Source organism: Alkalihalobacillus bogoriensis ATCC BAA-922, assembly GCF_000621445.1.
GTDB lineage: Bacteria > Bacillota > Bacilli > Bacillales > Bacillaceae_F > Bacillus_AO > Bacillus_AO bogoriense.
Genome location: NZ_KK211277.1, coordinates 79,632 through 100,616, shown reverse-complemented (window position 1 = coordinate 100,616; position 20,985 = coordinate 79,632). Strand labels below are relative to the sequence as shown.

The window sequence follows — 20,985 nt, the reverse complement described above, 5'->3', positions numbered from 1 at the left end:
GAATAAGTGCTCCTGTGGCCGCTAAAAAAACGGAAACCCGCATAATGTTCACAAATAACGGCTGCTCTGACCGCAAAAATGAGAATTTGTTCTGGCTTTCATCTAAGTTTTCCTTGGGTTTCCTGCATATCTCTCCCACTTTCATCATAAGTATGAAGTAATGTCCTAACGCTATGGAATTTGCAATAAGGGGGAAGGAGTGGAAAAAACCGACCGTATTGAGAAATAAAAAAGAAAAAACAGGCAAGTTTTTTTGAAAAATGCTCATAAAGCGTTTGAATCGTACATATCGTTGTATAGATTACTCGTAATTATCAACTTGATTTTACAGAAGGAAACGATTCATACCTATTTTTCGCACACTGGTCATTTGCCCTGCATAGGATAGAGTGAGGAAGATTGGCGGACCATTTTTGTGTAAGAATACGAGCATCATGAAAACAATATGGTTTTTTAACAACGGTCAAATTTGACCACAGGTATCTAGGCCACCGCTCCGTAGCAGGCGCTAGCCAAGATTTCTTTAGGATAAGAATGAGGAGGGTTTATGCATGTCACAGACAGACAAGGAACTAAATTATCGAGAAATTATTACGAAAGCGGTTTGTGGTAAGGGGAGAAAGTTCTCTCAAGCAAGTCATACAATTTGCCCTTCACAAAAGCCCACGAGCATTCTCGGCTGCTGGATTATTAATCATAAATATGAAGCAGCAAAGAAAGGGGATGCAGTAGAGGTTCTTGGGAGTTACGACATTAACGTATGGTTTTCACACAACAACAATACGAAGACAGAAGTAGCCACAGAAACAGTTACTTATACGGATGTTGTCCCTTTAGCGGTTCGCGATCGTAATGTGTTATCAGACGATGTAGAAGTTATTGCTCGTGCTGTTCAACAACCAAACACACTAGAAGCAACGATTTCGCCAAATGGCTCTACTGTAGTTGTTCAGGTAGAACGAGAATTTTTAGTTGAAGTGATAGGGGAAACGAAAATCAATGTTGCCGTATCACCTGAAGGCACAATTGAAGAGCTTCAACCAGAAGATTGGGCAGAACAAGTCGAAGATGAAGAATTTGAAGATTTAGACCCAAACTTCTTAATGGGTGATTTAGAAGAATAATGCAAAAGTAGAGAGGGAAGAGTCAATGATTTTGACTCTTCCCTCTTTTTAGGATTAGTCGGTAAACAATCTTGACGAAAAAAGTGTATAAAAAATGTTAGGTGAATCCGTAAGGAAAAACTCTATGTTATAATAAACGATAGATTATGAGAAACATGGGGGAACAGGAATGGCAGAACATACTCCGATGATTAAACAATATTTACAAATAAAGGCACAATATGAGGATGCCTTTTTGTTTTTTAGACTTGGTGATTTTTACGAACTTTTTTTTGAGGATGCAGTCAAAGCAGCTCAAGAACTTGAAATTACATTAACTGCACGTGGAGGAGATAAGGAAAAAATCCCGATGTGTGGGGTTCCCTATCACTCTGCAGAAAATTATATTATGCAATTAATTGAAAAAGGGTATAAAATAGCAATTTGTGAGCAAGTAGAGGATCCGAAAGAAGCAAAAGGTGTAGTAAAACGTGAAGTCGTTCGAATGATAACACCTGGAACAGTAATGGAAGGGAAAGTATTACAGGAAAAAGAAAACAATTATATTGTGGCTATTACAGACTTTCAAGATGGGAGTTATGGAATTGCAAGAACGGATGTTACGACCGGTGAAAATTATGTCACAATCATTACGGGCTCGTTTGATGAAGTTGTGCAAGAAGTAGCGACTATCCGCGCAAAAGAAGTGGTTGTTGATCCATCTTTACAAAAGCAACATATAGACCATTTACAACAATTCCTATCAATTACAGTATCCTATGAAGAAAATGAGGAATTGGCACCTGCTTTTATCCCGTTATGTCAATATATTACACAACCTAAGTTAGAGCGATGTTTCGCTAGACTAGGCAATTATTTAACTCAAACGCAAAAACGCTCATTAGACCATCTTCAACCTGTTCAATATTATGCGACAAACGAATATATGAAAATCGATTATCATTCAAAGCGAAATTTAGAGCTAATTGAAACATTGCGTGATAAAAAGAAACAAGGGTCTTTACTTTGGGTTCTAGATAAAACCGTAACGGCGATGGGAGGACGATTAATCAAGAAATGGGTTGAGAGACCACTCATTGACCAAGGGATGATTGAACAACGTCTAAGTGCTGTTCAAGCGTTACTTGATGATTATTTTGTTCGAGAAGAAATAAGAGACGAGCTTTCTAACGTTTATGACTTAGAACGTTTAGCTGGACGTGTCGCTTATGGAAATGTCAATGCTAGAGATTTAGTTCAACTTCGAAAATCATTGTCTCAATTGCCGAAGATGATTCAAACCGGCAAACAAGTCAATAATCCTTACTTAAATGAGTTGATGTCTACCATTGATTGTTGTGAAGAATTATGTGACCTACTAGAACAAAGCATTGTAGAAGATCCTCCTTTTTCGATAAAAGAAGGTGGGATGATTCGAACGGGTTATCATAGAGAATTAGATATGTATCGTGATGCGAGTTTAAACGGGAAGTCTTGGATTGCTGAATTAGAGCAAAAAGAACGACAAGAAACGGGAATTAAATCTTTAAAAGTAGGATTTAATAAAGTATTCGGCTATTATATTGAGGTCACTCGGGCGAATTTACATTTGCTCCCTGAAGGTAGGTATGAGCGAAAACAAACGTTAACAAATGCAGAGCGCTATATTACTCCTGAATTAAAAGAAAAAGAAGCACTCATATTAGAAGCAGAAGAGAAAATGGAACAATTGGAATATGAGTTGTTTTTAAGTATTCGAGAAGAAGTAAAACAATACATTTCAAAGCTTCAACAAATTGCTACAAGTATTAGTACACTTGATGTTCTGCAAAGCTTTGCTACTGTGAGTGAAAAACAGCATTTCGTCCGTCCTATTTTTTCAACAGACAGAGAAGTTTCGATTGTCGATGGTCGTCACCCTGTCGTGGAAAAAGTAATTGCAAATGGTGAATATGTAGCCAATGATGTGGAGTTAAATAGTGAACGGGAAATGTTACTCATTACAGGGCCCAATATGGCAGGTAAAAGTACGTATATGAGACAGTTAGCGTTAATATCGATTTTAGCGCAGATAGGGTCTTTCGTTCCTGCAACAAAAGCAGTGTTACCGATTTTTGATCAAGTCTTTACAAGAATAGGAGCTGCTGATGATTTAGCTCGTGGACAAAGTACGTTTATGGTTGAAATGCTAGAAACAAAATATGCGCTTACAAAAGCGACTCAAGACAGCTTACTTTTACTAGATGAAATCGGTAGAGGAACATCAACTTATGATGGAATGGCATTAGCACAATCGATAATCGAATATATTCATAACAACATAGGGGCAAAAACATTGTTCTCTACTCATTATCATGAGTTAACGGCCCTTGAAAAAGAGTTAGAGAAAGTAAAAAATGTTCATGTGTCAGCAATTGAAGAAGAAGGGCGTATCGTTTTTCTTCATAAAGTCATTAATGGACAAGCCGATAGAAGTTATGGGATTTATGTTGCTCAGTTAGCGGAATTGCCACATAAGGTAATAGAGCGGGCATCCTCACTGTTAACTGAATTTGAACAACAATCAAAAGCACAATTCCAAGAATATTCGAAAATGACACCTGTTTTGGAGCAGCCTGAGCAGCTTTCATTATTTGAAGAAACTAAGCTAGAAGACAAGAAACGAAAACCAATGTCTTCACAAGAAAGGCTTATTTTAAATGAGTTAAAAGAACTAGATATTTTAAATACAACTCCAATCGAAGCCCTTCGTCAATTAAATGAGCTTCAAAAGAAATTAAAAAAATAAGGGTGAATAGATGATGGCGAAAATTGTTAAGCTAGATGAACATCTATCAAATAAAATTGCAGCCGGAGAAGTAGTAGAACGACCGGCATCGATTGTAAAAGAATTAGTAGAAAATGCAATCGATGCTGGTAGTAGTCAAATTTTAGTTGAAGTAGAAGAAGGCGGATTATCAAAGATTCGTGTGTTAGATAACGGGCATGGCATTGAAAATGAAGATGTAGAAACGGCGTTTTATCGGCATGCTACTAGTAAAATTAAAACGGATAAAGATTTATTTTCAATTCTTACATTAGGCTTCCGTGGAGAAGCTTTACCGAGTATTGCATCCGTTTCTTTTTTAGAAATGAATACGAGTACAGGAGAAGGGCCAGGGACACATATTCAATTAGAAGGTGGTGTCATTACTGAACAAAGTTCTACAAAAAGTAGAAAAGGAACGGAAATTATAGTAACGAATTTATTTTATAATACGCCTGCTCGATTGAAATATTTAAAAACGATTCATACGGAATTAGGAAATATAACCGACGTGATGAACCGATTGGCATTAGCACACCCAGCGATTTCCTTTAAATTGCTTCACAATGACAAAGAGCTATTGCATACAAGTGGAAATGGAGACCAACTTCAAGTCATTGCTGCCATTTATGGAAGAATAACAGCAAAACAAATGGGGAGAATTTCAGGTGAGTCATTGGATTTCACGATTTCAGGGTATGTCGCTAAACCGGAAGTGACAAGAGCTTCAAGAAACTATATGTCTATCTTTATAAATGGCCGATTTATTAAAAACTATGCCCTTGCACGAGCGATACAAGAAGGGTACCATACATTGTTGCCTATCGGACGATTTCCACTAGTTGTTTTAAATATTACGATGGACCCTCAATTGATTGATGTCAACGTTCATCCAGCGAAACTAGAAGTTCGATTAAGTAAAGAAGAAGAGTTGATGGGCCTGATAAAAGAAGTGATTCAACAGCATTTTAAAAAAGTTCAACTCATTCCTGAAGTTTCTCGTCCGAAGCAAACGAAACTACCATCAGAACAAATTAGTTTTACTTTTTCACATTCAAATGAAAAAGTGAAAGAGACAGCTCCTATGCCGGAGCAGAAACCACCAGAAGTTTCTGTTCAGACAGTGGAAACAGACGAAAAGACTGAAAAATGGGACGAGGAGATTGAAGCTGTTTACCATGAACAAGATGAAGTAAAGGACATAAATAGGGAACAACAAGAAGACGTAGTTAAAGAAACAACAGAGGATGTTCCTACTTCAATCAGTCAGGCAAGTGAGCGTGTCCCTGTTTTATATCCAATCGGACAAATGCATGGGACTTATATATTAGCCCAAAATGATAATGGTTTATATATTATTGACCAACATGCTGCACAAGAACGAATTAAGTATGAGTATTTTCGTGAAAAAGTAGGGGAGGTTAGTCCGGAAGTTCAGGAATTATTAGTCCCGTATACATTCGAATTCACTCATGCAGAAAAAATGATTATTGAAGAGCATGAAGAAGCCTTAAAAAAAGTGGGGATTTTTCTTGAGTCATTTGGACGTCAAAGCTATATTGTCCGTTCCCACCCGACTTGGTTTCCTAAAGGTGAAGAACATGAAACGATACAAGCTCTTGTTCAAGAAGTGATTACAAAGAAAAAAATAGATATAAAAAAATTCCGAGAAGAAGCTGCCATTTTGATGTCATGTAAAGGCTCCATTAAAGCTAATCGCCATTTGCGACAAGATGAGATGTTTGCACTCCTTGAGTCTCTTCGAACATGTGAAGACCCGTTTACGTGTCCACATGGGCGTCCTATCATAGTAACAATTTCAACATATGAAATGGAGAAAATGTTTAAGCGTGTAATGTAACCAATAGTGTGAGGTTTTTAAACCGCGATATCACCTTGTTCAGACATCTGTTCCGTTATAGAACGAAATTAACGACATAACAAGTCTATTTTCTTACAATAGCGGGACAAATGTCTGATTATGTGCTGTGTTCCTCGGAGAAAATTTTATCATTTGTTTTTATTCTAAAACTATCCTCCTTTCGTAACATTGCACTCGTTGTAAAAAACATCTATAATACAAACATTATGAAAATGTTGGGAGATTTTATGTGATAGTCACTACAGCAATGAAAACAGCGCTGAAATATAAAGAGCGTGCGCAACAAATAGCCAATGAGTTAGGTTGTTGCTATATCGACCGACGCGACCGCTCCATGCAAACATTGTATACGGCATACGGTACGGATGTTCTTATCGTTTCAGACAAACTTTTTTATTACAATACCGAAAGCCAAGAGCCGTTTTTCTTTCATCCTAACTCTGCTATGTACCGTATTAAACGGCTAATGAACGGGGAAACTGACCCTTTTATTGAGGCATCTTCTTTAACGAGTGGGCAAAGTGTACTTGATTGTACACTTGGATTAGGATCTGATAGTATCGTTGCTAGTTATGTTGTTGGGGAGCAAGGACATGTTACAGCGATTGAGGGGAATCCTATGATTGCCTATCTCGTCAAACAAGGTTTACCTTCGTTTGAGGTTGCTCATCCAGGGATAAAAAAAGCAATGGAACGAGTTGATGTTATTCATAGAGATTCACGAGACTTGTTAAAAGAATATCCAGATGATTGTTTTGATGTTGTTTATTTTGATCCGATGTTTGAACAAAGTAATCTTGAATCAGATGGAATTTCAGTTTTGAAATCTATGGCCATACATGATACGCTCAACATAGAAACGATAGAGCAAGCAAAACGAGTAGCCAAAAGGAAAGTTGTGTTAAAAGACCATTGGAAAAGCAATCGTTTTGATCAGTTTGGATTTACGGTTATTAAACGAAAAAGCGCTTCTTATCACTTTGGATATATCATGATAGATTGAATGAGGATAGTCATAATGAAGGAAAACTTAGTAGTTATTGTTGGACCAACAGCAGTAGGGAAAACTAAAATGAGTGTGGATTTAGCGAAACTATTCAATGGTGAAATCATTAGTGGTGATTCCATGCAAGTATACAAAGGGATGGATATAGGAACTGCGAAAATTACAACAGAAGAAATGGGGGATGTTCCACACCATCTTATCGATATTAAACAACCAACAGAGTCTTTTTCTGTCGCTGAGTTCCAACAAACGGTACTCCCATTAGTTACGAGGTTGAATCATGAAGGGAAAGTACCATTTCTAGTTGGTGGGACTGGTCTTTATGTCAAAGCGATTACACATCAATACCAGTTTGCGAATGTTCCATCCGATGAAAAGTATCGGGAGGAACTAGAACATTTTGCTATACAATATGGTAAAGAAGCTTTACATGAAAAATTAAAAAACATTGACAGAAAAAGCTATGAAACACTCCACCCAAACAATCATCGCCGAGTCATTCGGGCATTAGAAGTGTATCGTGTCACAGGGAAAACAATGGAACAGTATAGTCAAGACGAAGCAAAACCGTCTCCGTATCATTTAGCGATGATCGGTTTAACGATGGACCGAAAACAATTATACGAACGAATCGATTTACGTGTGGACAAGATGATTGAAGCAGGATTGATTGAAGAAGCTCAGTTCTTATATAATAAGGGAGTTCGGAATTGCCAGTCTGTCCAAGCGATTGGATATAAGGAAATTTATGATTACATAGAAGGACGTGTTTCAGTAGAGAAAGCGATTATGAACTTAAAGCAAAACTCAAGAAGGTATGCCAAAAGGCAGTTAACGTGGTTTCGGAATAAGGCGGATGTGACATGGTTTGATGTAACTTCTGCTCCGATGAGTGAAAATATTGTAAAAATAAGCAAATTCATAGAAGGAAAGCTAGAAAAAAAAGCGAACTAAACTATAGACAATATGAGGGGGACTGTACCTATGAAGCAATCCGTAAACATTCAAGACCAATTTTTAAACCAATTACGCAAAGAAAATATTCCTGTTACCGTTTTCTTGTTAAATGGTTTTCAATTACGAGGTCTCATTAAAGGGTTTGATAACTTCACTGTTATTTTAGAGAGTGAAGGCAAACAACAACTTGTGTATAAGCATGCGATTTCAACATTTGCTCCGCAACGGAATGTTCAATTAAATGTTGAGTCAGACCAGTCGTAATTCAAATGTTTATGAATAATCATGTGAACTTCGCCCGTAATGAGTTAACTCATTACGGGCGTTCCAAATTCACAAACATCTTATCTTTGTTCTAAAAATAGGAGATACCGTTCTAGTGACTGTACTGTTTTTAATCCCATCTTTTCTTGTAATTCAGAAAGAGAAAGCCCGATTTTTAAAGAATGAATGGCAAACGTGTGGCGAAAGTGTTTCGCTGAAATTCCTTTGCGAAGAGACGCACGTCTCACTTCCTGACGAATCATTTTTTGAACCGCAATATCTGTCAGCGCTTTTGGTCGTTCGATTTCATATGACCACCGATATGTATTGCGTTGAAAGTCAAATGCAACAAAGAAAGGATCATCACTATAGTATCTAGGTCTAACTGGGGTTGGAATTGTCGTATAATAAGTATAAAGAAGTTGTTTATCTTCATGTGAGACAACAAGAGGCCGACTTTGTGTTGTGTCTGTGATGATGTCGAGCGTATTGGTTTCAAAATGCACGTCTTTCATCGTGATGGAGGTTAATTCTTGTAGTGTTAAACCATATAAAAGCATTAAACGGATGATACTGTCATTACGATCATTGAGAAAAGACCTTGCTTTTAATTGATTTTCTGTTAAAAAACGTGGGGAACGAATACTAGCAAAGAGCTTCTTTTGTTCTATTTCGGTTAAAATGTCTGATTCTTTTAATTGATTATCAATTTCTTTGTTATACGTAACCCCGATAAATGGGTTTGTTGTAATAACTCTTGCATCTACCAAATACATATAAAATTGCTTTAAAACGGTACCAAATCGTTTAATCGTTTTTGCATCATATTTCCGTTCTTCTTCTAAATAGGTAAAAAATAATTGCAAGTCGGTAGTCGTTAACGTTGTCAATTTTTCACTTGAAATAGAAAGTGTCGTTTCACACCAACGATAAAAATCTTCTAAGTCATAAAAATAACGTCTTAATGTTGAGGGGCGTCGTCCTTTTTCTTGTAATGAGGTTAAATAACTTTCAAATTCGGGAATGGTTTGACTAAGTAGTTCCACAACATCACACCCTACATATCAGTTTTCTTTATTATACCAATCGTTCCCATTAAAGGGAAAGAAAACATATCTTTTAACACATCAGGAAATCACAGCAATATTCTTACCTTGCCTAAAGAAAAACGAAAAAATTCCTAGGCATTTGTCACAAAACAAGTAAAGCTGCGTATAGTGAGGGTAAGGGGAAAGAAGGAGGGTGAAAGGTGATGAATCCAGCAATGACTCGCAGAAGAAGTCAAATCAACGTTGTGTTAAATCAGAATCGAGGAAAATCATCGCAGGCCAATCAATTTCAATTCCTTAATGAGGAGGAGCGCGACAAGCATTACGTGTTAGAACGGATTGAAAATGAATTAAAAAGCTTAGTCGGGCTTTCGGATATTAAGCAATTTCTAAAAGAAGTATATGCTTGGTTATATATTAATAACTGTCGGAAAGAGCATGGTTTAAAAGCCTCAAAGCAAGCTCTCCATATGATTTTTAAAGGAAATCCTGGCACTGGTAAGACGTCAGTAGCAAGGTTAATCGCTAAGTTCTTTCATGAAATGGAAGTATTATCGAAAGGTCATTTAATTGAAGTCGAAAGAGCCGATTTAGTCGGTGAATACATCGGACATACTGCACAAAAAACGAGAGAAGTGATAAAAAAAGCGAGTGGTGGCATTTTATTTATTGATGAAGCTTATTCTTTATCTCGTGGTGGAGAAAAAGATTTTGGAAAAGAGGCAATCGATACACTTGTAAAAGCGATGGAAGATCAGCAACATGATTTTGTTTTAATTTTAGCAGGATACTCAAAGGAAATGGACTATTTCATGTCTTTAAATCCAGGGTTACCATCCAGATTTCCTTTAACTGTTGATTTTCCAGACTATACAACTGAAGAACTCATGAAAATTACGGAATTAATGTTAGCTGAAAGAGAGTATTTAATTACGAAAGACGGGGAAAGAAAAATAAGAGAGCTTGTGAAAAAAGGAAAAGAAGATAAAACTCAGCCATTTAGCAATGGTCGATTTGTACGAAATATTATCGAGCAAGCGATTCGGAAGCAAGCTGTTCGACTACTTGTTGAAAAAAGTCATGACCGTAACATGCTAGCGACGCTTGATGGCCGTGATTTTGAATTTGAAAAGTCCACTGTTCATCCGTTCTCATAAACGGATGAACGTCTTTTTACTTTATAATTAGAAATGAGGAGGTTTTTCTTTGATTGAAACAAAAGAGCAAGATCGAGAAGTCGCCATTCTTGTTGGCTGCCATACACTAGCGGTAACAGAAGAGGCGTTTTTATATTCGATGGAAGAATTAGCATCATTAACAGGGACGGCAGAGGGAGTTGTCGCTGCGACCGTCACACAAAAAAGGGACAAGCTTGACCCAGCAACCTATATTGGACGAGGAAAAGTAGCAGAAGTAGCACAATTAGTTGAAGTACATGAGGCTGATTTAGTCATTTTTAATGATGAGTTAACGTCAAGTCAAGTTCGCAATTTAAGTGCAGCGTGTGATGCGCGTATTATCGATAGAACACAATTAATTCTTGATATTTTTTCTAGAAGAGCCCAATCCAAAGAAGGAAAATTACAAGTTGAACTCGCACAGTTAAATTATTTATTGCCGCGATTAACAGGGCGTGGCTTAGCACTGTCCCGACTAGGTGGTGGAATTGGAACAAGAGGTCCTGGGGAAACACAATTAGAAACAGATCGCCGGCATATTCGCAGAAGAATGGATGATATCAAAGAACAATTAAAAGCCATTACAACACATCGTTCTAGATATCGTGAACGTCGAAAATTAAATCAAGTGCTACAAGTGACACTTGTCGGGTATACGAATGCAGGAAAGTCTACAATATTAAACCGGCTAACAGAAGCAGAGACATTTGAGGAAAATTTATTATTTGCTACGTTGGATCCAACAACAAAACGGATGAAGTTACCATCGGGTCTTACGGTTCTTTTATCTGACACGGTAGGGTTTATTCAAGACTTGCCAACCGCTTTAATTGCTGCTTTTCGCTCTACATTAGAAGAAGTAGTCGAAGGGGACTTATTATTACATGTTGTAGATGGTTCAAACCCAAACCATACAGACCATGAGAAGACGGTCATGAAGTTGTTAAAAGAGTTAAAAGCAACTCATATTCCGATGTTAACGGTTTACAATAAAGCCGATCAAATAGTAAATGAACAAAATTTACTGCAAACGAAAAACAGTATTCTCATTTCAGCCCTTCAAACAGATGATTTGAAGATGCTAAAACAAGAAGTAGAAAACATGTTAAAAGACCAATTGGAATTTTATCGGGTATTTATTCCAGCAGAGGATGGAAAATTATTAGCAAGATGTAAACAAGAATCTGTACTTGAAGAACAAGTATGGAATGAAGAAAAAGAAGGTTATGAATTGACTGGGTATGTTCATCCGGATGTTTCATTAGCCCCGCTATTAAAGAATTTTAAAAATAGGTAGGAGACCATCATGTACGAGACATTTACACATAAAGAATCGATTGAGCGCATTGCAATGCAAGCAGAGGAGAAAATAAGAAAGTCACATGTTGAGATTGACAAAATGATTGAAAAAAATCAATTGCGTGTTTTAGATGTTTTTCAGCGACATCAAGTTTCTGATTTTCATTTTACCCCATCAACTGGATATGGATATGATGATGTCGGCCGTGATACGTTAGAGCAAATTTATGCAGATGTGTTTGGAGGGGAAGCGGCTTTAGTTCGACCTCAAATCATCTCAGGTACACATGCAATTGCCACTGCCTTATTTGGCATTTTGCGTCCAGGGGATGAGCTAATGTATATAACAGGTGCACCATACGATACGTTAGAAGAAGTCGTAGGTGTTCGTGGAAAAAATAATGGTTCACTCAAAGAATTTGGGATAAGTTACAATGTTATTCCATTACAGGAAGATGGTTCTGTTGATGTTCATTTAGTACAGCAATCGATATCGAAAAAAACAAAAGTCATTGGCATTCAACGCTCGAAAGGGTATGCAAGTCGTCCTTCTTTTTTTATTGAAGAAATAGAAAAGATGATTCAAGCAGTCAAAGCAGTAAAAGAAGATGTCATTGTGTTTGTTGATAATTGTTATGGAGAATTTGTGGAGTCAAAAGAGCCATGTCATGTAGGAGCAGATATTATTGCAGGTTCACTCATTAAAAACCCAGGTGGAGGAATTGTAAAAACTGGTGGCTATTTAGTAGGAAGGAAAGATCTAATTGATTTAGCCTCTTATCGTCTTGCTGCACCAGGAATAGGTGCAGAAGGAGGGGCATCTTTATACAGTTTGCTTGAAATGTATCAAGGATTTTTTCTTGCACCACACATTGTTGGACAATCGTTAAAAGGGGCTTTGTTTACCGCGGCTTGTTTACAATTGCTTGGAATGAAGACAAGTCCAAGTTGGGAAGAGATGCGAACAGATTTAATTCAAGCAGTGGAGTTTTCAAGTGCAGAAAGTATGGTTGCTTTCTGTCAAGCGATTCAAAAAGCATCGCCAATTAACTCACATGTAATTCCAACACCAAGTCCGATGCCGGGATATGAAGATCCTGTCATTATGGCAGCTGGAACGTTTATTCAAGGGGCAAGCATTGAATTAACAGCCGACGGCCCATTACGTCCGCCATATCGGGCATACGTTCAAGGTGGCTTAACATATGCACATGTGAAAATTGCTGTTTTAAAAGCGGTTGACCGTTTAATAGATGAGGGATTTATCGAGCTGTGATGGGAAAGCTAACAAATGAGTCACTTTTTGATGTTAGTTTATCTAACATCTGTTGACACTATTACGTACATCTATTATGCTAGTAGTATCATGAAGGAGGAGGGAACACGATGAATGACCAAATACGTCGAACGATGCCATTGTTTCCAATTGGAATTGTTAAACAATTAACAGAATTATCGGCAAGGCAAATTCGATATTATGAGGAACATGGATTAGTGCACCCTGTCCGGACAAATGGAAATCAACGTCTGTTTTCCTTTCATGATGTAGATAAACTTCTTGAGATTAAAGCGTTAATTGAAAAAGGAGTTAATCTATCAGGGATTAAAGAATTACTAGCAATAAAAGGACAACATATAGAACCTTCAGAAGTGACACAGCCTGAAATTAGTGAAAAAGAGTTACGAAAACATTTGAAAAACGAGTTGCTCATGGCAGGAAGAAATGGAAAAGCGTCCATCATTCAAGGACAATTATCTCGTTTCTTTCATTAAACAATGTTGCAATTCTTTTAATAAAAAGAGTGGAAGGGGATTACATAATGGCAAAGTTTACAAAAGAAGATATTTTACGTATTGCTCAAGAAGAAGGCGTTCGTTTTATTCGTCTTCAGTTTACAGATTTACTAGGTGTTATTAAAAACGTTGAAATTCCTGCTGACCAGTTACCAAAGGCGTTGGACAATCAAATGATGTTTGATGGTTCGTCAATTGAAGGTTTCGTAAGGATTGAAGAATCAGATATGTACTTATATCCTGATCTCAATACATGGGTTATTTTCCCTTGGACTGCAGATAAAGGAAAGGTAGCACGTTTAATTTGTGATGTTTATCAACCAAGTAAGCCAGGTGAGGCACCTACACCATTTGCTGGTGACCCACGCGGTATTTTAAAGCGTGTATTAAAAGAAGCAGAAGAACTAGGATTTACAGCATTTAATGTTGGTCCAGAACCTGAATTTTTCCTTTTCAAAAATGATGAAAAAGGAGAGCCGACACTAGAGTTAAATGATAAAGGTGGTTACTTTGACTTAGCACCAACAGACTTAGGTGAAAATGCTCGTCGTGATATCGTTCTAGAATTAGAAGATATGGGTTTTGAAATTGAAGCTTCTCACCATGAAGTTGCTCCTGGTCAACATGAAATTGATTTTAAATATGCGAATGCAATTAAAGCGTGTGATGATATCCAAACGTTTAAACTTGTTGTAAAAACAATTGCACGTAAACATGGATTACATGCGACGTTTATGCCAAAACCATTATTTGGTGTGAACGGTTCTGGAATGCATTGCAATATGTCATTGTTCCGTGGCAAAGAAAATGCATTTTTTGACCCAAATACAGAAACGCAATTAAGTGAAACAGCAATGCAATTTTTAGCAGGTATTCTTGAACATGCTCCAGCGTTTACAGCGATTACCAATCCAATTGTAAACTCTTATAAGCGATTAGTTCCAGGATATGAAGCACCTGTTTATGTTGCATGGTCATTGCGTAACCGTAGTCCACTTGTACGTATTCCAAACTCACGCGGGTTAAGTACTCGTGTTGAAGTTCGTAGCCCAGACCCATCTGCTAACCCATATTTGGCAATGGCAGTCATGTTAGCAGCAGGATTAGATGGAATTAAGCGTAAGTTAACACCAGCAGCTGCAACAGACCGCAACATTTATATTATGAATAAAGAAGAGCGTGAAGAAGCTGGAATTAGAGATTTACCAGCAACATTAAAAGAAGCGATTGAACAATTAGTTGCTAGTGATGTCCTAGTGAACGCACTTGGTGAACATGCGATTGACCATTTCGTAGAAGCGAAAGAAATCGAATGGGATATGTTCCGCACTCAAGTACATCCATGGGAACGCGACCAATATATGACAATTTATTAATTCAAGCTACCCTTGACACAATTTGTGTTGAGGGTTTTTTATCGCTGTTTTAGAGGGGAGAAGGAGAGGTTCGGACATAGGTTCCGTTATAACCGCAAATTGCCAAGGTTTTCATAGCAGTTCGGACATCAGTTCCATTAAATTAACGTTTGGTGATAGTAATGAAATTGAAATAGAGGGAATAGCGGAGTTGATGTCCGATAGAATCGCAAATATTGCTAATTTCATGAAAATAACGGAACACATGTCCGATGCTCTACTGCTTGAAGCTTACGTATAAGTAAAGAAATAATCTCTCCCGTAAAAATATAGGGTAAAAACCCAAACAAAATATAAATGGATGCATACCGTATATCGTGGAGTAAAAAAACTCCAAATAAAGTTAAAAGGAGCGATTTGCATGAGCGGAGTAGCAGGAGCAGGATATGGTGCAGGTTATGGAGGATTTGCGTTATTAATCGTTTTATTCATTTTATTAGTCATCATTGGTGCTAGTTGGTATGGTGGCTACGGAGCATATTAATTTGGAAAAGGAGCCAAAAGGCTCCTTTTTTCTTTATAAGTGAATTAGAATTATAGTCTATTGTTCTATACATTGGAAAAAATATGAAAAAAGAAAGGTGATATTTATCAATTTCATAAAAGTTATAAATATTCTGTTGATGGAACTGCTATCTCCTTTTACAATTACATTGTAGTACATAATATGATAACTATACCAATTTGTATAGTTGTCTTTATGTATTGTTGACCTTAAATAATAAAGGAGGTAGGATTTATGAAGATAGTTGGAAAAACGTTTTGCTTTATAACAGTTTTTTTGACGAGTTTGGTTATTCTAATGGCATTTGCCGCTAGTGTATCAGCTCATGGTTATGTAAGCAGTCCAGAAAGTCGTGGGCTCCTTTGTGCACAAGGTGTAAATGAAGATTGTGGTGGTGTTATGTACGAGCCACAAAGTTTAGAAGGACCTGGTAATTTTCCAGTTGGGGGGCCAGCAGATGGTGAAATTGCTGGGGCAAATGTCTTTCCAAAACTAAATGAACAAACAGAACACCGTTGGACAAAAGTGCCTATGGAAAGTGGTGCTTATACGTTTGAATGGACATTAACAGCAGCACATGCGTCTGATAATTGGGATTACTACATTACGAGGGAAACATGGAACCCCAATGCACCATTAACAAGAGCGGATTTAGAATTATTTTGTTCATATGATGACAATGGCGCAAGACCACCTTTTACAGTAACACATCATTGTGTAATTCCAGAGCGTTCTGGATACCATATTATATTAGCATATTGGGAAGTTGCTGATACACCAATGGGTTTTTATAATGTAATAGATGTTAATTTTAGTGGTGGTCATGTGGAGCCAGACCCTAACGAACCAGTAGACCCACCTGGAGATGGTGGAGAAGATGGTGACATACAGCAATGGCAGTCAAATGCTGTTTATGTAAACGGAGATTTAGTGCGTTATGAAGGTGTAATTTATATTGCTAGATGGTGGACTCAAAATGACATTCCAGGTCAATCAGCCGTTTGGAGTGTTTATTCCACAGAAGATGATAAGGACGAACCGGATGATTATCCAATTTGGGATCCAAATCACATATATGTAAGTGGGGATCGTGTGCTTCACAATACTTCTGTCTATGAAGCATTGTGGTGGACATTAGGTGAAGAACCTGGTAATAGTAGTGTATGGATTCGTATCGAGTAAATTAAGAGATTAAAAGAAAACACCTCTTACAAATGTTTGAGGTGTTTTCATCGTTCATCGTTTATAAATATTAGTGTATTGTGCGGAATACGCCAATAACTTTTCCTAAAACAGTACAATTTTGAAGGATAATAGGTTCCATTGATGAATTTTCTGGTTGTAATCGAATATGGTCTTTTTCCTTAAAGAAACGTTTTACTGTTGCTTCATCATCTTCTGTCATAGCAACAATAATATCTCCATTTGAAGCGGTTTGTTGTTGTCGGACGATGACCATGTCTCCGTCAAAAATTCCAGCTTCTATCATACTTTCACCATCGATAACGAGAACAAAAACATTTTCACCAGATAAAAAATGTTGTGGTAATGGAATATACTCTTCCACATTTTCAATCGCAGTAATAGGGTTACCAGCTGTTACTTTACCAATTACAGGAGCATAAATCGTTGGGTTTTCTGCAATATGGTTCGAGTTAGGAGGTATTGTTTGACTGTCATCAGTGATGACTTCAATCGCACGAGGCTTCGTAGGGTCCCTTCGAATCAGCCCTTTTTTTTCAAGGCGTGATAAATGTCCATGGACAGTGGAGCTAGAGGCTAGTCCAACAGCTTCGCCGATTTCACGAACAGATGGTGGATATCCTTTTGCTTGAACTTGAGATTTAATAAAGTCTAAGATTTCTTGTTGCCGCTTTGTTAGTTTTGACATGTTAGCCACCTCGCAATTACTCTTTATGTTACAGCAAGTATAGCATGGTAAAAATTGAGATGCAAACATAAGTTCCGTTTTTTCTCTTGACTAGAATATACGTTCGTGTTTTAATATAAATAAATACGAACATACATTCTATGAGGTGAATAGATTATGAAACAATTAACAAAACAAGAAATTGGTATTGTACTAGCATTTATTATGTCTTTATTTTTTATGTGTCTAATGAACATATATTCAATTGACCGTGCACAGTCAACGGAAACAAAAGAGTTACATCTCCCACTAGAAGAAGTATATGTTAGTAGTTTTCAAGGGATAGAGAATGATAAGTGAGAGTCATACTTTATGCTCGTGTAAGCACGGAAAAACAAGAACAACAGCGGTCGTTAGATCGTCAAATAGAAGAGCTAATTCAACTAGCAAAAGCATGTCAATACAACATTATAGACACCATTTCAGAACAGAAAAGTGGTTATGATTTTGAGCGGGAAGGCATGTTACAGGTTCTTGATTTATTGAAACGTGACGAGGCAGATGCCGTTTTGATTCAAGACGATACAAGACTTGGAAGAGGAAATATGAAGATTGCCGTTCTTCATCAAATATTAAAAATGGAGAAAAAGGTCATTACATTAAATCATCAATTAGAGTTCATCCCCAATGATATCGATGCGATGTTGTTAGAGATTGTAAGCATAGTAGAAGAACATCAACGAAAATTACATAATATGAAAATTAAAAGAGGAATGAAAAAGGCGATTCGTGAAGGATTTCGACCGGAAAACAATCTTCCCCAATACAATGGAAGTGGGGGAAGAGACAAAAAAGAGGTACCGCTTGAAGAAATTATAAAACTACGAGAAAAAAACTTAACATTTGCAGAAATTACTTCTGTTTTAAAAGGGTTAGGTTATAACGTATCAAAAGCAACTGTAAATCGGAGATATTTGGAATATATCGAAACAAAAGAGCAAGACAGTTGAAACTATAGGTTTGTTCGTGTACATTAAGGATGACATTTTGAAGGAGGACCAATGATGTTATCCAAAGAAAAAATTGCACGAATTAATGAATTATCCCAAAAGTCAAAAACTGTGGGGTTATCTTCAGAAGAAGCCCAAGAGCAAACAGCGCTTCGCCAAGAATATATTCAGTCTTTCCGAAGTTCTTTTGAAAATCAATTACACTCGGTTAAAGTTGTTGATGAAAAGGGGAAAGATGTAACACCAGCAAAATTAAAAGCAAGTAAGCAATCAAAAGGTCGTTTGAAACATTAAGCTGGATAATCTTCTTTTCATTGGAAAAACTTTACCTAAGCTTCTTGTACTAATGAAAAAAGAAGTATATGATTATTAGATGAGAATATTCATTTTTCGAGAAGGAGTGACAATTGATGACGACAAAAAATGAACAAATTGCAATAAATACAATTCGGACATTATCAATTGACAGTATTGAAAAAGCAAACTCTGGACACCCAGGAATGCCGATGGGAGCAGCTCCAATGGCGTTTGCACTATGGACAAAGTATATGAACCATAACCCAGCTAACCCAGACTGGTTTAATCGAGACCGCTTTGTTTTATCAGCAGGTCACGGCTCTATGTTATTATATAGCCTTCTTCATTTAACAGGATATGATTTATCTTTAGAAGATTTACAAAGCTTTAGACAATGGGGAAGTAAGACACCTGGACATCCTGAGTTTGGACATACTCCTGGAGTTGAAGCAACAACAGGTCCACTTGGACAAGGAGTAGCAATGGCAGTTGGAATGGCGATGGCAGAACGTCATTTAGCTAGTACATACAACAAAGAAAATTACAATGTGGTTGACCACTTTACATATAGTATTTGTGGTGACGGTGACTTAATGGAAGGTGTATCTCAAGAGGCAGCTTCTTTAGCAGGGCATTTACAATTAGGTCGTTTAATCGTGTTATATGATTCAAATGATATTTCATTAGACGGCGATTTAAATATGTCGTTTTCTGAAAATGTTGAACAACGGTATAAAGCGTATGGCTGGCAAGTCATTCGTGTTGAAAACGGAAATGATGTAGCTGAAATTTCAAGTGCGATTGAAGCCGCAAAAGCGGATGAAAGACCAACTTTAATTGAAGTGAAAACGACAATTGGTTATGGTTCGCCTAATAAGGGTGGAAAGTCAGCATCTCATGGTGCGCCATTAGGCTCTGATGAAGTAAAATTAACTAAAGAAGCTTATGAATGGTCGTATGATGGTGAATTCCATATTCCTCAGGAAGCAGCAGACATTTTTGCAACTGTTCAAGAAAATGGACAACAAGAAGAAGAGAAATGGAATGCCATGTTCGCTGAGTATAAAGAAAAATATCCTGAGCTAGCTTCGCAGTTTAATTTAGCGATAAAAGGTGAATTACCTGAAGGCTGGGATAAAGAAGCGCCTGTTTATGAAACTGGAAAAGGTGTCGCAACACGTTCAGCTTCGGGTGATGCGATTAATGCTTTTGCTTCCCATGTCCCACAATTATTCGGTGGATCTGCTGATTTAGCTTCATCTAACAAAACACTTATGAAAGACAAAGGGAATTTTACAAGAGAAGATTACAGTGGTAGAAACATTTGGTTTGGTGTTCGTGAGTTTGCGATGGGTGCAGCAGTGAACGGGATGGCTCTTCATGGAGGAGTAAAAGCGTTCGGAGCAACATTCTTCGTATTTTCCGATTACTTACGCCCTGCCATTCGTCTTTCTGCTTTAATGCAAATCCCTGTCATTTATGTGTTTACACATGATAGTGTTGCAGTCGGAGAAGATGGACCGACACATGAGCCTGTCGAACAACTTGCGTCTTTACGTGCGATGCCAGGACTTTCCATTATTCGCCCAGGAGATGGGAATGAAACAGTAGCTGCTTGGAAGTTAGCGCTTGAAAGTAAAGACCAACCAACTGCATTAGTGCTAACGAGACAAAACTTAACAACGATTGCAGGAACGGCTGAACATGCATATGAAGGTGTGAAAAAAGGAGCATACGTTGTATCAAAAGCAAATGGAAATGTGGATGTCCTATTATTAGCATCAGGGTCTGAAGTGCCATTGGCAGTAGAAGCACAAAGTGTTCTTGAAAAAGACGGAATTTATGCAAATGTTGTTTCCATGCCTAGCTGGGACCGTTTTGAAAAACAATCAACAGAATATAAAGAATCTGTAATTCCGCCATCTGTTAAAGCACGATTAGGAATTGAAATGGGTTCTTCACTCGGATGGAGCAAATATGTAGGTGATCATGGACAAGTTTTAGCGATTGATACATTCGGAGCATCAGCACCAGGAGAAAAAATTATTGAAGAGTTTGGATTTACAGTTGAAAATGTCGTTGCAAAAGTAAAAGCATTATTGCAAAAATAATGAGGAAAGGCTGTCGTGTACGTGTCGACAGCTTTTTCTATTGTAGCCAGTTTTCATCGTAACGGACATCTGTTCCGCTCTTTGATGGAAAAACAAGCTTCATGTTATCTGTTCGGAACATCCGTTCCGTTATTTGTTCAAAACAATCCTATTCCCACGCTTTTTTAAGGGTAGCAGAACAGATGTCCGTTAATAGTTCTTAAACACGCTTTCTTTTGAAATAGACGAATACATGTCCGTTTGAAAAAACAGGCGATAGAAAACACATAGAATGGATGCTAAACTAGCGTTTCTTTAGATGACGTGAATCTTTTTCAATCAATGTTCCTACGTCTTTTGTTTGATTTCATCGAAAAGAATTTGAGTGAAGTTGGTCATTTTGACAATAACCGACTAAACTAGATGGTTCTTGCTCCATTAAGAGACAATCATTTTTCAA

The 20,985-nt window shown here is 37.4% G+C and carries 19 protein-coding genes; 17 read left to right on the top strand and 2 right to left on the bottom strand.

Annotation, left to right across the window (positions count from 1 at the left end; translation table 11 throughout):
- Positions 1 to 551: 551 nt before the first annotated feature.
- The 6 genes from T323_RS0116270 (at position 552) to hfq (ending at position 8,018) form a co-directional block, all read left to right on the top strand.
- Complete coding sequence (locus T323_RS0116270) at positions 552 to 1,124, top strand: outer spore coat protein CotE (protein WP_026674205.1); 573 nt, start codon at positions 552 to 554, stop codon at positions 1,122 to 1,124.
- A gap of 169 nt (positions 1,125 to 1,293) precedes the next feature.
- Positions 1,294 to 3,891 (top strand): DNA mismatch repair protein MutS, encoded by a 2,598-nt coding sequence (gene mutS / locus T323_RS0116265; protein WP_026674204.1) that lies wholly within the window; start codon positions 1,294 to 1,296, stop codon positions 3,889 to 3,891.
- A 13-nt stretch (positions 3,892 to 3,904) separates the two neighbouring features.
- Entirely contained in the window at positions 3,905 to 5,770 is a 1,866-nt protein-coding gene (mutL, locus tag T323_RS0116260; RefSeq protein ID WP_026674203.1) for a DNA mismatch repair endonuclease MutL, read from the top strand.
- A gap of 250 nt (positions 5,771 to 6,020) precedes the next feature.
- A complete protein-coding gene (locus T323_RS0116255) occupies positions 6,021 to 6,794 on the top strand; it encodes a class I SAM-dependent methyltransferase (protein ID WP_026674202.1) in 774 nt (257 codons plus the stop codon).
- A gap of 15 nt (positions 6,795 to 6,809) precedes the next feature.
- On the top strand, positions 6,810 to 7,751 hold the full coding sequence (miaA, locus tag T323_RS0116250) for a tRNA (adenosine(37)-N6)-dimethylallyltransferase MiaA (RefSeq protein WP_026674201.1): 942 nt from the start codon (positions 6,810 to 6,812) through the stop codon (positions 7,749 to 7,751).
- Between the two features lie 30 nt (positions 7,752 to 7,781).
- Positions 7,782 to 8,018: an RNA chaperone Hfq gene (gene hfq / locus T323_RS0116245; protein WP_026674200.1), complete on the top strand. Its 237-nt coding sequence runs from the start codon at positions 7,782 to 7,784 to the stop codon at positions 8,016 to 8,018.
- Positions 8,019 to 8,098: 80 nt separating this feature from the next.
- Here the strand turns inward: hfq and T323_RS0116240 are convergent, their stop codons facing one another.
- Positions 8,099 to 9,064, bottom strand: a complete 966-nt coding sequence (locus T323_RS0116240) for a tyrosine-type recombinase/integrase (RefSeq protein WP_026674199.1) — start codon at positions 9,062 to 9,064, stop codon at positions 8,099 to 8,101.
- Positions 9,065 to 9,270: 206 nt separating this feature from the next.
- Here T323_RS0116240 and spoVK point away from each other — a divergent pair, with 206 nt between their 5' ends.
- The 7 genes from spoVK (at position 9,271) to T323_RS0116205 (ending at position 16,440) form a co-directional block, all read left to right on the top strand.
- A complete protein-coding gene (gene spoVK / locus T323_RS0116235; protein WP_245613749.1) occupies positions 9,271 to 10,224 on the top strand; it encodes a stage V sporulation protein K in 954 nt (317 codons plus the stop codon).
- A 49-nt stretch (positions 10,225 to 10,273) separates the two neighbouring features.
- Positions 10,274 to 11,542, top strand: a complete 1,269-nt coding sequence (hflX, locus tag T323_RS0116230) for a GTPase HflX (protein WP_026674197.1) — start codon at positions 10,274 to 10,276, stop codon at positions 11,540 to 11,542.
- Between the two features lie 9 nt (positions 11,543 to 11,551).
- Positions 11,552 to 12,820 carry a methionine gamma-lyase family protein gene (locus T323_RS0116225; RefSeq protein ID WP_026674196.1) on the top strand — a complete coding sequence of 423 codons (1,269 nt, stop codon included), beginning with the start codon at positions 11,552 to 11,554 and terminating at the stop codon, positions 12,818 to 12,820.
- 110 nt (positions 12,821 to 12,930) lie between these two features.
- Positions 12,931 to 13,317: a MerR family transcriptional regulator gene (locus T323_RS0116220; RefSeq protein ID WP_026674195.1), complete on the top strand. Its 387-nt coding sequence runs from the start codon at positions 12,931 to 12,933 to the stop codon at positions 13,315 to 13,317.
- Between the two features lie 47 nt (positions 13,318 to 13,364).
- Positions 13,365 to 14,714: a type I glutamate--ammonia ligase gene (glnA, locus tag T323_RS0116215; protein ID WP_026674194.1), complete on the top strand. Its 1,350-nt coding sequence runs from the start codon at positions 13,365 to 13,367 to the stop codon at positions 14,712 to 14,714.
- Between the two features lie 400 nt (positions 14,715 to 15,114).
- Positions 15,115 to 15,237: a YjcZ family sporulation protein gene (locus T323_RS28495; protein ID WP_084309309.1), complete on the top strand. Its 123-nt coding sequence runs from the start codon at positions 15,115 to 15,117 to the stop codon at positions 15,235 to 15,237.
- Positions 15,238 to 15,492: 255 nt separating this feature from the next.
- Positions 15,493 to 16,440: a lytic polysaccharide monooxygenase gene (locus T323_RS0116205; protein WP_026674193.1), complete on the top strand. Its 948-nt coding sequence runs from the start codon at positions 15,493 to 15,495 to the stop codon at positions 16,438 to 16,440.
- 70 nt (positions 16,441 to 16,510) lie between these two features.
- Here the strand turns inward: T323_RS0116205 and lexA are convergent, their stop codons facing one another.
- A complete protein-coding gene (gene lexA / locus T323_RS0116200) occupies positions 16,511 to 17,149 on the bottom strand; it encodes a transcriptional repressor LexA (RefSeq protein ID WP_026674192.1) in 639 nt (212 codons plus the stop codon).
- Positions 17,150 to 17,305: 156 nt separating this feature from the next.
- Between lexA and T323_RS0116195 the strand changes: the two genes are divergently transcribed.
- The 4 genes from T323_RS0116195 to tkt all read left to right on the top strand — a co-directional run bounded on the left by T323_RS0116195 (position 17,306) and on the right by tkt (position 20,546).
- Complete coding sequence (locus T323_RS0116195) at positions 17,306 to 17,488, top strand: hypothetical protein (protein WP_026674191.1); 183 nt, start codon at positions 17,306 to 17,308, stop codon at positions 17,486 to 17,488.
- Positions 17,485 to 18,138, top strand: coding sequence for a YneB family resolvase-like protein (locus tag T323_RS0116190; protein ID WP_026674190.1), 654 nt, complete (start codon positions 17,485 to 17,487; stop codon positions 18,136 to 18,138). The genes T323_RS0116195 and T323_RS0116190 overlap by 4 nt, the downstream gene beginning before the upstream one ends.
- A gap of 54 nt (positions 18,139 to 18,192) precedes the next feature.
- On the top strand, positions 18,193 to 18,432 hold the full coding sequence (locus T323_RS0116185; RefSeq protein ID WP_026674189.1) for a DUF896 domain-containing protein: 240 nt from the start codon (positions 18,193 to 18,195) through the stop codon (positions 18,430 to 18,432).
- 116 nt (positions 18,433 to 18,548) lie between these two features.
- Positions 18,549 to 20,546: a transketolase gene (gene tkt / locus T323_RS0116180; protein ID WP_026674188.1), complete on the top strand. Its 1,998-nt coding sequence runs from the start codon at positions 18,549 to 18,551 to the stop codon at positions 20,544 to 20,546.
- Positions 20,547 to 20,985 lie beyond the last annotated feature (439 nt).

Bases quoted from the DNA above. Each gene is read 5' to 3' on its own strand.
- T323_RS0116225 (WP_026674196.1), top strand. From the start codon at position 11,552: ATGTACGAGACATTTACACATAAAGAATCGATTGAGCGCATTGCAATG.
- T323_RS28495 (WP_084309309.1), top strand. From the start codon at position 15,115: ATGAGCGGAGTAGCAGGAGCAGGATATGGTGCAGGTTATGGAGGATTT.
- mutL (WP_026674203.1), top strand. From the start codon at position 3,905: ATGGCGAAAATTGTTAAGCTAGATGAACATCTATCAAATAAAATTGCA.
- T323_RS0116195 (WP_026674191.1), top strand. From the start codon at position 17,306: ATGAAACAATTAACAAAACAAGAAATTGGTATTGTACTAGCATTTATT.
- T323_RS0116205 (WP_026674193.1), top strand. From the start codon at position 15,493: ATGAAGATAGTTGGAAAAACGTTTTGCTTTATAACAGTTTTTTTGACG.
- T323_RS0116220 (WP_026674195.1), top strand. From the start codon at position 12,931: ATGAATGACCAAATACGTCGAACGATGCCATTGTTTCCAATTGGAATT.
- T323_RS0116270 (WP_026674205.1), top strand. From the start codon at position 552: ATGTCACAGACAGACAAGGAACTAAATTATCGAGAAATTATTACGAAA.
- lexA (WP_026674192.1), bottom strand. From the start codon at position 17,149: ATGTCAAAACTAACAAAGCGGCAACAAGAAATCTTAGACTTTATTAAA.
- T323_RS0116185 (WP_026674189.1), top strand. From the start codon at position 18,193: ATGTTATCCAAAGAAAAAATTGCACGAATTAATGAATTATCCCAAAAG.
- spoVK (WP_245613749.1), top strand. From the start codon at position 9,271: ATGAATCCAGCAATGACTCGCAGAAGAAGTCAAATCAACGTTGTGTTA.
- tkt (WP_026674188.1), top strand. From the start codon at position 18,549: ATGACGACAAAAAATGAACAAATTGCAATAAATACAATTCGGACATTA.
- miaA (WP_026674201.1), top strand. From the start codon at position 6,810: ATGAAGGAAAACTTAGTAGTTATTGTTGGACCAACAGCAGTAGGGAAA.
- hfq (WP_026674200.1), top strand. From the start codon at position 7,782: ATGAAGCAATCCGTAAACATTCAAGACCAATTTTTAAACCAATTACGC.
- glnA (WP_026674194.1), top strand. From the start codon at position 13,365: ATGGCAAAGTTTACAAAAGAAGATATTTTACGTATTGCTCAAGAAGAA.
- mutS (WP_026674204.1), top strand. From the start codon at position 1,294: ATGGCAGAACATACTCCGATGATTAAACAATATTTACAAATAAAGGCA.